At 66.0% G+C, this 11,082-nt stretch carries 12 protein-coding genes and 1 tRNA gene; 6 read left to right on the top strand and 7 right to left on the bottom strand.

The genetic code is table 11. The features are described from left to right. Positions 1–6: 6 nt before the first annotated feature. The 3 genes from ABZU75_RS09420 to ABZU75_RS09430 all read left to right on the top strand — a co-directional run bounded on the left by ABZU75_RS09420 (position 7) and on the right by ABZU75_RS09430 (position 1,629). A complete protein-coding gene (locus ABZU75_RS09420) occupies positions 7–660 on the top strand; it encodes a GNAT family protein (protein ID WP_350930299.1) in 654 nt (217 codons plus the stop codon). Positions 661–784: 124 nt separating this feature from the next. After that, entirely contained in the window at positions 785–1,498 is a 714-nt protein-coding gene (locus ABZU75_RS09425) for a hypothetical protein (RefSeq protein WP_355551233.1), read from the top strand. Between the two features lie 57 nt (positions 1,499–1,555). Continuing rightward, positions 1,556–1,629, top strand: a tRNA-Ala gene (locus ABZU75_RS09430). A 194-nt stretch (positions 1,630–1,823) separates the two neighbouring features. On the opposite strand, the gene ABZU75_RS09435 is transcribed toward ABZU75_RS09430, so the two are convergent. The 4 genes from ABZU75_RS09435 to ABZU75_RS09450 form a co-directional block, all read right to left on the bottom strand. After that, entirely contained in the window at positions 1,824–2,417 is a 594-nt protein-coding gene (locus ABZU75_RS09435) for a hypothetical protein (protein WP_355551235.1), read from the bottom strand. A gap of 83 nt (positions 2,418–2,500) precedes the next feature. After that, entirely contained in the window at positions 2,501–3,469 is a 969-nt protein-coding gene (locus ABZU75_RS09440) for an ankyrin repeat domain-containing protein (protein WP_355551237.1), read from the bottom strand. Positions 3,470–3,821: 352 nt separating this feature from the next. Next, positions 3,822–4,010, bottom strand: coding sequence for a hypothetical protein (locus ABZU75_RS09445; RefSeq protein ID WP_355551239.1), 189 nt, complete (start codon positions 4,008–4,010; stop codon positions 3,822–3,824). A gap of 239 nt (positions 4,011–4,249) precedes the next feature. Beyond that, positions 4,250–4,795: a GtrA family protein gene (locus ABZU75_RS09450; RefSeq protein WP_355551241.1), complete on the bottom strand. Its 546-nt coding sequence runs from the start codon at positions 4,793–4,795 to the stop codon at positions 4,250–4,252. Between the two features lie 618 nt (positions 4,796–5,413). Between ABZU75_RS09450 and ABZU75_RS09455 the strand changes: the two genes are divergently transcribed. Continuing rightward, positions 5,414–5,881: a hypothetical protein gene (locus tag ABZU75_RS09455; RefSeq protein ID WP_355551243.1), complete on the top strand. Its 468-nt coding sequence runs from the start codon at positions 5,414–5,416 to the stop codon at positions 5,879–5,881. On the opposite strand, the gene ABZU75_RS09460 is transcribed toward ABZU75_RS09455, so the two are convergent. Continuing rightward, on the bottom strand, positions 5,875–6,600 hold the full coding sequence (locus ABZU75_RS09460) for a site-specific integrase (RefSeq protein ID WP_355551245.1): 726 nt from the start codon (positions 6,598–6,600) through the stop codon (positions 5,875–5,877). The two genes, ABZU75_RS09455 and ABZU75_RS09460, sit on opposite strands and share 7 nt — an antisense overlap. Before the next feature lie 161 nt (positions 6,601–6,761). On the opposite strand from ABZU75_RS09460, the gene ABZU75_RS09465 reads away from it, so the two are divergent. After that, a complete protein-coding gene (locus ABZU75_RS09465) occupies positions 6,762–7,364 on the top strand; it encodes a TetR family transcriptional regulator (protein ID WP_355551247.1) in 603 nt (200 codons plus the stop codon). Positions 7,365–7,446: 82 nt separating this feature from the next. Next, complete coding sequence (locus ABZU75_RS09470; RefSeq protein WP_355551249.1) at positions 7,447–8,943, top strand: FAD-dependent monooxygenase; 1,497 nt, start codon at positions 7,447–7,449, stop codon at positions 8,941–8,943. Between the two features lie 419 nt (positions 8,944–9,362). Here ABZU75_RS09470 and ABZU75_RS09475 read toward each other — a convergent pair whose 3' ends face one another. Then, positions 9,363–10,352, bottom strand: a complete 990-nt coding sequence (locus ABZU75_RS09475) for a hypothetical protein (protein WP_355551251.1) — start codon at positions 10,350–10,352, stop codon at positions 9,363–9,365. A gap of 108 nt (positions 10,353–10,460) precedes the next feature. Then, complete coding sequence (locus ABZU75_RS09480; RefSeq protein ID WP_355551253.1) at positions 10,461–11,078, bottom strand: hypothetical protein; 618 nt, start codon at positions 11,076–11,078, stop codon at positions 10,461–10,463. Positions 11,079–11,082: the final 4 nt, after the last annotated feature.

Consider the following 11,082-nt stretch of genomic DNA (forward strand, 5'->3'; position numbering starts at 1 on the left):
GGGATGATGGAGGGCGTGGATCGACTTCGTGGCTGGCCGGTGACCCTGACGGAAGGTCCGGTAGGACTTCGACCGCTGCGGCTGCGGGACGTACGCGTCTGGCGGGAGTCGCGGCTGCGCAACGCGAACTGGCTCCGTCCCTGGGAGCCGAGCAATCCTGAAACCCCCCTCTTCAAGACCGGCCTCGGTCCCTACATCTCGATGGCCGGAACCCTCCGCAGGGAGGCCCGGCAGGGCCTCGCACTACCGTGGGTGATCACCTACGAGGGCGCCTTCGCCGGGCAGCTCACCGTGGGCGCCATCGTCTGGGGCTCCGCCAGGTCGGCACAGATCGGTTACTGGGTGGACGGCGCGCTGGCCGGTCGCGGGATCACCCCCACCGCGGTCGCCATGGCGGTCGATCACTGCTTCTTCACCACGGGGCTGCACCGGGTCGAGGCCAATATCCGGCCGGAAAATCACGCGAGCCGCAGAGTGGTTGAAAAACTTGGATTTAGGGAAGAGGGCATCAGACGTAGGCATTTGCACATCGATGGTGCCTGGCGTGACCACATTTGTTACGCGCTCACGGTCGAAGACGCGCCGAGAGGGTTGCTTGTGCGGTGGCGGCGGGCCCGTGAGGCGGCCGCCCATGGCGGCACTCCGCACGAAGAGGTTTGAAGATCTCACGACACACCGCATCGAATGCTCGTCAAATAGTGACACGCGGTCTTACGGTGCGTGACATGAGCACATCGAAGGCGCCGGGAGACCACCCGCGTCTTCATGCTGCCCGGAGGTGGCCGTGAGCAGCGTTGTCCTGTATTTGGCCATTGTCATTATGTGGCTGTGCGTGCTCGTGCCCATGTGGCTGCGCCGCGACCGCAACACCCTCGTCGAGACGACCAAGGACCCCGAGTCGTACGCCTACGACGAGGATTCCACCGAGACCCTGGTCGAGCCGCCGCACGCATCCTCCCCGGCCGAGTCCTCCTCGGGGGGCCTTTCCGCCACCGGGACCATGTCGGAGTTCCCGCCGGGCGACGGCGCGTCGCCACCCGCCGGCCGGGAGACCTCGACGGGTGCCCAGGCCGTGCCCGAGACCCCGCCCGCTCGCCGGCCCAACCCGCGGAGGGCCGCGGCCGAGCGCCGTCGCGCCGAGCTCCGCCGCAGGGGGCGGCAGGTGGCCAAGCGCAGGCGGCTGACCTTCTGGTGCGTGCTGCTCCTGCTCGCCTCCGTGGTGACGGCCGCCGTCCAGGTCATCCCCTGGTGGGGTGTGGCGCCCTCCGTGGTGCTTCTGGGGGCCTATCTGGCCATTCTCCGGGTCACCGTGCAGATCGACGCCGAGCAGCGGAGAGCGGCCGCCAAGGCCCGTGCGGAACGTGCCAGACGCGCCCGCCGCCGTGCCGCCCTGCTGGAGGCCCAGCGCCCGGTGGCCGAGGTCATCGACCTGACCGCGCTCCGCGACGAACTCTTCGACCAGTACGCCGAGACACCCCGCCGCGCGGTCGGCGACTGACGGTGGCTCTGGATGGCGCGAGTGCCCCCGGAAGTTTGCTAATCTAGTCCACGTCTTGGGGATGTAGCGCAGTCCGGTAGCGCACTTCGTTCGCATCGAAGGGGTCAGGGGTTCGAATCCCCTCATCTCCACAAGACGAAAGGCCCGATTCCAGATCATGGAGTCGGGCCTTTTCGCTGCTCAGGTGACGTGTAGGTCGTCAGTGGCCGTGGCCGGGCGGGGTGGTGTCCGTTGGGGGTTCCGGAGGCGGAGTCAGCGAAAAGTCAGCGGATGTCTTCGGAGGGGATGAGCTGCCCCCGTGGCGAGAAGGCTGGCCGACAACCGGTCAGGCGGCAGGGTTGTCGAGGATGACGACGGGGGCGTTCTCCACATCCGGCAACTCACTGTCCAGGCACATGCCGGTGGCCGCCTCGATGAAGGCGAAAGCCGCACCGCGTTTGCCGCGGTAGTCCTCCGGGTCGAGAGCGTCGAGCATGGTGTGGAAACCGGCCAGGATGCTCGGATCACCGTTCTCCACCCTGTGCTCGGTGAAGATGAAGTCGCGCATCCGCGCCCTGATCTCGCCGCCGGCCGCATAGAGGATCGTGTATCCCCCGTTGAAGTGCCAGGTCACCATCCACACGCGTGATTCCCTGCTGAGCTCGATCAGGACGCGGTCGGACAGACCGAAGCCATAGGCGAGTTCGAGGAAACCCCAGGTTCCTTCTCCCCCGGAGACGAGGAGGATGGGGCGGTCCTCCTCCCCTGCCTCTTCCCGGGGATACTCCATGACGCGCTGCTCGGGGGCGCGGCCTCCGTTCAGTCGTCGCAGGAGGTCGTCCACCGTGATCTCTTCGTTGAGGGGTTGCACGACGGTCCAGGAGAGTCCGTCCTCCAGCCACTGATGCCGCTCGAAGAAATCGCGGTAGTAGTCGATCACGTGATCATTGTGGCGGAGGTCGAGCCGCAGGATGAAGGCCCGACTTCAGGTAGCGGAATCGAGCTTTCTCGTCGTATCTCCGGTTAACTCCACCAGTCTTGTTCGGGCAGCTTGAGCCACATGTCGGCCTGGCCGTTGATCGATCGGGCGTCAGCCGGCCGGAGGCCCGCTCCGGCGAAGCAGTAGGCCTCGGCGTGGTAGTGGTAGAGGTAGGTGGCGAGGATCTCCTCTGCGGATTCTTCGGAGTAGACGTTGCCGCCGCCGGGGTGGGTGTCCCATTCCTCGATGGCGCCGTCACGGGCGATGACCCCCTGGTTGCCGCTCTTGGGATTGGCGAACAGCCCGTAGCAGACGGTGCCCACCGACAGGCGTTCTATGACGCCGGGGTTGGACGCGGCGTATCCACACGGCTGAAAGACGACGCATCCGCCGGGCACATCGGTGATACCGATGACGGACAAGGTGGCGTCGACATCCGTCCAGGGATCCTCCATGATCTCTTCAACGTCAGCGTCATCAGCCGGTACGGCCTCCAGGCGCCGTACCGCCTCGGCAGCGGTGATGTCGGCGACGCAGGCGAGGCTGTGGCCGTCGTCGTCGAAGCGCCCCAACGCGGCGGTCAGACGTCTGGCCTCTGCCACGGCGGCGGCCTCGGTGGCGGATAGGTCGGCCTCCCCAGCGGGAAGAGGGAACAGATCAGGGGTGGGAGTGGCCAGGCTGAGCCGTCCGGGGGACCAGCCGTTCATCATCGGTCGCCACGGGTCCGCTCCGGCGGCGACCAGGGCACGGGCGTTGTCGGGGCGGTTGTTGAAGACGGCGAGCCAGAGCGCGGTGCGGCCCTCGTCCTCCGCGTCGACGTCGTCGACGCGCCGGGCCAGTTCCGCGACCACTTCCGGTGAGCCGTCCTCGGCCGCGTGATGGAGGGGGCGTCCATGGAAGTCCGTTCCCGAATTCGGGTCGGCGCCCGCGTTGAGCCGAGCACGGATCGCGGCGAGATCCGTCCAGGCGTTCCAGCCCAGGCCGGACCATCCGGCTCCTTCGGTGACAGCCATGGCACTCCTTGAGAGAGACGTACTGAAGACGAGCGCCGATCATGACGTACAAGGCCGACAAATTCGCGCCGGTCGCGGGAAACACAACTTCCCGTAGCCGTGGTCGCCCCAGGTCGGGCGGCTGAGCGGAGTCAGCGAAAAGTCAGCGGACCCGCTGGCACGGGAGCGCAGCCGGGATCAACGGACGTCATTATCACGGCACCTGACAACACCGGATGGCATCCGTTGATCGGAAACGGTGCGTCCCACCGGGGTTCGCATCGAAGGGGTCAGGGGTTCGAATCCCCTCATCTCCACCAGGTCAGAGGCCGCTTCCGAGAGATCGGAAGCGGCCTTTTGCGTTGCTGAGTGACTACCTGCTGTGCCTGATCGCTGAGATCAGTTCGGTGATCGCCATCATCACCGCCGTCAGAAGGAACGCCAGGCCGAAAGCTGCAACCATGATGACGAGCGACATCGCGCTCCCCGGCACAAACACCATCATGAAGCTGCCGCAAAGCAGGACCAGCCAGCCGAGGACCAGCGGAACCAGATAGAACATGCGGTGATCGTTCACAGTGTCCCTTCGAAAACCTCGCCGTTAATGGGCACAGATGATCCCGTACCGTTCACAGGTCTGGAAAGAGCTGATCCATAGCCTTAGCTCCTTCAAGAAGCACCGGGCGGAGCTGCTTGCGGTAGACCGTCTCGGTCACCGTCGTGTTGCTGTGCCCGACGAGGCGGGAGATGTTCTCCAGTGGGACGCCGGAGTCGGAGCAACGGCTTCTGAATTCGCTGCCATCAAGCCGCCTCTTCCGTGGAATCGGGAGTGGGAGCCAGCCGCACGCCGCCGGACCGGGCCTCCTCGTCGGGGAAGACCCACTTCCGGAACGCCCAGAAACGGAAAACCATAGCGATCAGCGTGCCAATGACCTGCGCGCTCACGAAGTCGGCGATCTCCTGGGTCACCAGGCTCACGTCCGGGGTCTCCAGCAGGAACACGTACCGGGAGATCCATAGCGGCACGGAGCTGAGCACCAGACCGACGCCACTGACCAGGAAGAACAGCGCCGCCTCGTGACGGCGCTCGCGACCGCCCCTGGTCCGGAACGACCATTCACGGTTCAACACATAGGACACGATCGTCGCCACGAGCACCGCGATGACCTTCGCAGTCACCGGCTTCGGTTCCAGAATGGTCAGCTTCAGCCCATAGAACACCGTGTTGTCCACCAGGAACGCTGTTCCACCCACCACCGCGAACTTCAGCAGCTCACGGTGCTTCAGCGCAAGTGCGTGCAGCGGTCCCGGTAATCTTGCGAGTACTGCGTTTGCTATTCGAAGCACCCCCGATCTTCTCACCAGTCGGACACCCTGGTAACAAGATTTACGGACACGGCTTGTCCGGCTTCGCCATCACCAATCGCGCTTACCCACGCTTTTCTTAGCGAAGCACGACACCTTCTGAGGCTCCTGGAAACACGCGCTAAGTAACCAGAGTCGAGGTTCGAACCAGGCCGATTGCTCATCGGCCGGGACATCCGGGTGCTCACGTTCCCCGGATTTTTGGTGTTTCCGCAGGAGCCGATGCTCACCGAATCCCGGACCCTGCAGACTACTACTCATAGGTTCCTGCGGCGTACTGGACAGGCATCTTCTCAACAGCTCGGACGGTGGCAAGAATGCATGCGTTGACGCAGTGATCGAGCGGATCTCGGTCGACAGCGGCTCATGATCATGCACCCCTGTGACCTCCCCGGCTGCCCTGACTGGGCCTACCCGCCCCGACATGTTCGGGAAACGATCACTTCCCATACGGGAAGCGATCTTCCAAGGTCCCTGCTTCGTCCAGGTCACGCACACTCGTGAACGCCCCACCAGGTCAGAGGCCGCTTCCGAAAGATCGGAAGCGGCCTTTTGCGTTGCTGAGTGACCAACTGAGTGACTATCGGTTCAGGTGCGACGATGATCACCATGTCGAAGTTTGAGTTCTCCTACGGAGCACCGGAGCACGGGTGGTCTGTGGTCACCATCGGCCACGATGGTCACGAAGCCCGGATGGTCGTGTCCTATGTGACCGATGCTCTGCGGGATCTTCTGTACGGCCTGGTGCGGGTCACCCAAGGGGATGACTTCCGCTTCTCCTGGGACGGGGAGCCCACCGAGTACCGATGGATCTTCACGCATGAGGGCGGTGCGGTACGGCTGCGCATTCTCACGTTCCGGGACCATATGAGACCGGAACCGGATGAGGCAGGACAGGAACGATTCACGTTCCTGGGTGAGGTGGATCTCATCGTGCGGGCGGTGGTCCGATCAGCCAGGAGGGTGCTCTCCGAGATGGGTGAGGAAGAATACGCCCGGCAGTGGAGAGGCCAAGCCTTTCCGCTGCGCGAGCTGAACATCCTAGAATCCTGGCTGAAGGATCATTGATCCAGATCGAAGATGTGATCCATCGCTTCGGCTCCTTCCAGGAGCATCGGGCGGAGCTGCTTGCGGTAGACCGTCTCCGTCACCGAGGTGTTGCGGTGGCCGACCAGGCGGGAGATGTTCTCCAGCGGGATGCCGGAGTCGGAGAGCAGCGAGACGAAGCTGTGCCGCATCTCCCGGGGCGTCCGCTCCTTGGCGTTCAGACCCGCCTTCTTGAGCACGGCACGGACGTCGAGCTCCGTACCGACCTTGGACGCGAACACGAGGCCGTTGGCCTGCCAGTTCACGCCCGCCGCCTTGCGGGCCACGTCCTGCCGCTCGCGATGGAGCTTGAGGGCTTCCACACAGAGCCTCGGCATGGCCAGCGTTCGCCGGGACTTGCGGGTCTTGGTGTCGCCGCCTTCCCGCACCGAGCGCCAGACCATGACGGAGGAAGGTGTGCCGTCGAGGTCAACGTGTGACCAGGTGAGCGCCCGAAGTTCCTCGGTGCGTGCCCCGAGCAGCAGCGAGAGCACGATGTATGCGTGCAACGCCATCCCCTTGGACGCCTTGAGCACGGCTTCCGCCTGGTCGAGGGTGAGCGATTTGGACGGACGCCCCTCCTTTCCCTTGGGGATCTCGCAGAGCAGCGCGACGTTTCGCTTCACCTTGTCGCGGGCCTGAGCGCGGGAGATGGATCGGACGAGGATCGAGCGGAGCTCACGGAGGGTACGCGTGCTCAACTCCTTTGCCTTGTCGGACAGCCAAGCGAGTGCGCGCGGCCGAGTCGCTCGATGCGGCGGCGAGAGGAGGCATCGAGCAAGACCGTCGCATACATGCGAGCCACGCATTTTTGCGCGACTCGCATCTTTGCGCGACTCGCAAATTTGGGTAGAGTGTTCGCATGGGGCTGAGAGAGCGCAAGAAGGAAGAAACCCGGATTGCGCTGAGCTGGGCGGCGATCAAGCTGACCGTCGAGCGTGGCTTCGACAATGTCAAGGTGGAGGACATCGCCGCCGAGGTGGGTGTCTCGCACCGCACGTTCAACAACTACTTCTCCAGCAAGGGGGAGGCGATCGCGGCCAGGCACTTCGACCGAGCGGTGCAGATCGCCGACGAGCTGAGGTCCAGGCCGGACGACGAACCCCTGTGGGAGGCCATCACCAACGCCGTGTTCGCCCGGTTCGCGCTTGGCATGCAAGAGGCCGAGCGTCCGGCCGACGAGCGCTGGATCGCCGGTGTCAAGTTGATGAGCCAGCACCCGGAGCACCAGGGCGAGTTCCTCAAGGCCCACACGGCCGCGCAGGAAGCGCTGGCCGCGGCGGTCGCCGAGCGCACTGGCACCGATGCCGATCGAGATCTGTATCCGCACCTGGTCGCCGGGGTGGTCGGCGCCGCCATACTCGCGGCCATCCATCTGTGGCTCCACGGCGATGCGCCGGCACCGTTCGAGGAACTGCTGCGCGACGCCCTCGGTCAGGTCGCCGCCGGCCTGCCCACGCCCTGACCCTTCCAGACCTTTCCCATCTTCCCTATAGAAGATCAGCCGGCCTGCCGCCGGTTGATCCGTCATGCCCGGAAGGAACACTATGATCGCCGATATCGTCATAGCCGGAGCCGGGCCCAACGGCCTGATGCTGGCCTGCGAGCTGAGCCTGGCCGGAATCCGCCCCCTGGTCCTGGAGCGCCTGCCGGAGCGCATCCAGGACAACCGCGCCAACGGCCTGGTCGGCCAGGTGGTACGGATGCTCGACCGGCGAGGCCTGTACGAGCGGCTCGCCGGTAACCAGGACCCACCGCGGCCCGCTCCCGGATTCGTCTTCGGCGCGCTGCCCATCGACCTGAGTGTGCTGGACGACAACCCCCTCTACATCCTCCAGGTTCCGCAGCGCAGGATCGAGCAGATGCTGGAGGAACGGGCCGTCGAACTCGCCGTCGAGATCCGGCGCGGCCACGAGCTCACCGGATTCACCCAGGACGCTGATGGCGTGACCCTCCAGGTCAGCGGGCCGGCCGGGCCGTACACGATCGAAACGCGCTACCTGATCGGTGCCGACGGCGGGCACAGCATCGTACGCAAGCTGGCCGGGATCGCCTTCCCCGGCGTGACGACCGACGAGACGATCGCGCGCACCGCGCACGCCGTCGTGCCGGCCGAGTTCGTCGATCCGGCCACCGGCGGCCTCGACATTCCCGGGTACGGACCCATCCCGCCGTTACTGCACCACCGGACCGACCGCGGGTTGTTCGTGTACGCGCCCCTGCCGGGCGCCCCCGCACCGTTGATCTCCACTATGGAGTGGAACGGACAGGACGCCGAGGGGCCGCTCACGCTCGCGGAACTGCAGGCCAGCGCCCACCGCGTGCTCGGTGTGAACATCGCTTTCGGCCCGCCCGACGGCCAAGGGCCGCACTTGATGCGCAAGCTCAACGGCGGCAACACCCGCCTGGCCGAGCGTTTCCGAGACGGCCGGGTGCTGCTGGTCGGCGATGCCGCTCACGTGCACTCGGCGATCGGCGGGCCTGGGCTCAACCTCGGCCTCCAGGACGCGGTCAACCTTGGCTGGAAACTCGCGGCCGAAGCGCGCGGCACGGCCCCCGCCGGTCTTCTCGACACCTACGAGTCCGAACGACGCCCGGTCGCTGAGCGGGTGGTGATGTCCTCGCGCGCCCAATCCGCGCTGATCGCCCCTGGCAGCGAGGTCACCGGCCTGCGCGCACTGTTCACCGAACTGCTCGGCGACCCGCGCAACGTCCGCCGTATCGCCGACCTGATGTCGGGCGCCGACGTCCGCTACGAGGTGGGCAGCGACCATCCGCTGGCCGGTCGGTGGGCTCCCGACCTGGACCTCAAAGACGGGGTCCGGCTCGCCGAACTGACCAGGGACGGCCGCCCGCACCTGATCGACTTCACTGGCGGCGACTGGGGATACCCCGCAACCGCAGGGCTGCCCGGATCCGCTGTACCGTGCACGGCGCTGCTGCTGCGGCCCGACGGATACGTGGCGTGGGCCTCCGACGTCCCGCGGCCGGACGCGGAGTCCCGCGCATCGCTCCGGACGGCGATCCGACGATGGCTGGGATGACCGGACGGGCACACCTCGTCCCAGGTGAGCACCTGAGCCGGGCTTTTGCGATCGTTACTATTTAATCGGAAAGGTGTTGGAATGCGGCGAAACCCATATGCAGGACTCGCCGATGACGCCCGGCCGTACCCGACAGTCCGGGAAACGATCAACTCCTGTCCGGGAAGCGATCTCCGACGACGCCACCGCTCCGCAGGTCAGCTGTACTCGTGAACACCCCACGTCCGGTCGCTTGATCGGGCGGGATTTCATCGTTTCCGAGGTCCTGAGGCCGCTGGGCGGGCTGGTTTCGGCTCGTGCGGTGGCCCTGGCGGAGGGCGCTGGTGGTGCTGGACCGCTGTGAGCGCGTGCGGGGCCGGCCGGTGGGCGTGCGAAACCCAGCGGTCGTCGTGGTGTTGTGCGGTTGGTGGCGGGGTGGATCACTCGCGAGGTGGCGGTCTGCTGTCGGCTTTGGGCGGGGCGAGGTCGTGTTCGTCAGGCGTTGTCGTGTCCTGAGGTGCGGGCTCCTCGGGGCGGTCGTGGACTTGCCGCCGGCTGAGCAGGATGTGCTGGTTGGCCAGGCAGACCATGAGCGTGGTCAGCAGCGTTTGGGTTACGCGGCCGTGCGCGAGCCGGTTCTTGGGGTCGCCGAGATCGATGTGGTGGCCCTTGATCCTGCCGTTGACGCCTTCGGTGTTGGCTCGGATGCTCTTGTAGGTGTCCTGCCAGGTGGGGGTGAGGTAGCGCCGGTCCTGGCGAAGCTTGTCTTTGATGCCGAGGTCGTCGGGGCGCAGCGTGATGGTCGGCTTCTGGCAGATGCGGGGCAGTTCGGCCAGGGGAAGGGGCCGTTTTCTTTCGTTGTCGGGCAGTTGGATCGTGGGTTTGGCGGCCAGGTGGGCGGCGCGTTGGCGGGCGTTGGTCAGATCCACTGCCGCGGGAGAGGCGGGTGGGGTGGGGCGGGTGCGGCCCCGGCGCGGGCAGGTCACCGAGGGGGAAGGGCCCGCGGCCGGACATTGCAGTCGTATGCGTCCTTGGGCGTCGGCGCTTTGTTTGAGCTTGAGCCAGTAGGGCTCGCGCGCTGTGATCAGCTCGTTCAGTTGCTCGGGTGGGGTGCGGACGGTTTTGTCGTCCAGGCCTTTGGCGGCGTGGATCAGTGGCGTGGGCATCAGCGGGCAGGCGAGGTTCCCATCGATGAGCAGGGCGCCGTGTGCGCTGCCTTGCAGACCGCGTTGGTCTTGTTTGTAGTCGAGTATCAGGTGGTATCCGAGTTCGCGGGCTGGGCGCGCGAAGTGTTCGGTGGCCTGGTCGGTGTAGGCGCGGTCGACTGCCAGGGCGCCGACGGGCAGGCCGAGTGGGGCGAAGCCACGCAAAGTGGTGATCGCGTTTTGGCCGACGCGTTTGTGCGGGGTGTCGATGACCAGGCCGAGCACGAGTTGCGGATAGGTACCCAGGGTGCTGCGGGTTCGGGTGGCGGTGGCGAGGGTGGCGCTGTAGCCGAAGGTGGGGGGGCAGCGCTGTAATGCCAGCCTGCGGTGATCTCAGTCGAGGCCAGGCCTTTGTTGACACGGGGTGGTTTGGCCCAGGTAGGGATGACGGTGGCGTCGATGCCGACATCGCCTTGAAGTAGCGGCGACCTTTGTCCTGGACGAGGGGGTGAGGATCAGGCTCGTGACGATGGTTTGCAGCAGGTCGCGCCGCCGCCGGTGCTCAGGATCATCGTCCTCCCAAGCAGCGGCGTGCTGGACGGCCTTGTGCTGGGGCAAGCGAGTGCGCCGATCAGTGCGGGCAGGGTCCAGCACGCTGGTGATCCGGTCGAAGGCTCGGTAGAAGCGTCGGGAACTGGCCAGCCGTTCGTATGGGTCGTCAGGGTTGATCGGTTTCAGGCCCAGATGGGCTTGGGCCGTGGGGCTGAGACTGAAAGTGACCAGCCGCCAGGCATCACAGAGGGTGGCCTTGCCGGTGTACTGGATGGACAGCAGCAGTCCGAGCAGCACGGTGCGGATCGGCAGCCCTCGCGGACCAGGTCGTCCAGCCAGTTCGGCCTCGATCAAGGCAGTGACGCCGCTGTGGTCCAGCAGGTGGCTCATTTGGCCGACAGCGGCGTCCGGCACCTGCAGCGGTGTGTCGGCGAGCGGGCGCGGACGGCACTCGACCATCCGC

Origin of the sequence: Streptosporangium sp. NPDC005286, assembly GCF_040607515.1 — a bacterium.
In the GTDB taxonomy this organism is placed as follows: domain Bacteria; phylum Actinomycetota; class Actinomycetes; order Streptosporangiales; family Streptosporangiaceae; genus Streptosporangium.

What these genes read in the sequence shown, in the direction of transcription:
- ABZU75_RS09465 (WP_355551247.1), top strand. Translation starts at nt 6,762, where the DNA reads ATGGGGCTGAGAGAGCGCAAGAAGGAAGAAACCCGGATTGCGCTGAGC.
- ABZU75_RS09420 (WP_350930299.1), top strand. Translation starts at nt 7, where the DNA reads ATGGAGGGCGTGGATCGACTTCGTGGCTGGCCGGTGACCCTGACGGAA.
- ABZU75_RS09470 (WP_355551249.1), top strand. Translation starts at nt 7,447, where the DNA reads ATGATCGCCGATATCGTCATAGCCGGAGCCGGGCCCAACGGCCTGATG.
- ABZU75_RS09480 (WP_355551253.1), bottom strand. Translation starts at nt 11,078, where the DNA reads ATGGTCGAGTGCCGTCCGCGCCCGCTCGCCGACACACCGCTGCAGGTG.
- ABZU75_RS09455 (WP_355551243.1), top strand. Translation starts at nt 5,414, where the DNA reads ATGATCACCATGTCGAAGTTTGAGTTCTCCTACGGAGCACCGGAGCAC.
- ABZU75_RS09440 (WP_355551237.1), bottom strand. Translation starts at nt 3,469, where the DNA reads ATGGCTGTCACCGAAGGAGCCGGATGGTCCGGCCTGGGCTGGAACGCC.
- ABZU75_RS09445 (WP_355551239.1), bottom strand. Translation starts at nt 4,010, where the DNA reads ATGTTCTATCTGGTTCCGCTGGTCCTCGGCTGGCTGGTCCTGCTTTGC.